General features: G+C 66.0%; 1 protein-coding gene. It reads right to left on the bottom strand.

Annotated elements, in window-relative coordinates; all coding sequences use genetic code 11:
- Positions 1-11: 11 nt before the first annotated feature.
- Positions 12-288, bottom strand: a 277-nt coding sequence (locus tag BST14_RS28615) for a hypothetical protein (RefSeq protein WP_083067508.1), incomplete at its 5' end; no start/stop codon positions are given.

Raw genomic sequence — 288 nt, forward strand, 5'->3', positions numbered from 1 at the left:
AGTCTGGCGACCTAGGTCGCAATCGCACCGAGCTGGTCCGCCACCTCCCACTCACTCTTCGGCACCTCGTAGACGTGCAATCCGCCGCGATGGCTGGACTGCCAGAACCGCAGGTGAAACATCGACCCGTCGAGGGCCTCGATGACCTGCTCGTTGCTGCTCCATCCTCCCGTCGCCAGCGACAGCCGCACGACCGTCCGCAACTGAGCGTCTAGCCACTCGTCAACGGTCATCAGCGCCGGGGTCCACCACACCTGCTCGAGCAGGTCCACCAGCGCCCGCGGTGAG

It is taken from the genome of Mycobacterium arosiense ATCC BAA-1401 = DSM 45069 (assembly GCF_002086125.1).
Lineage (GTDB): Bacteria > Actinomycetota > Actinomycetes > Mycobacteriales > Mycobacteriaceae > Mycobacterium > Mycobacterium arosiense.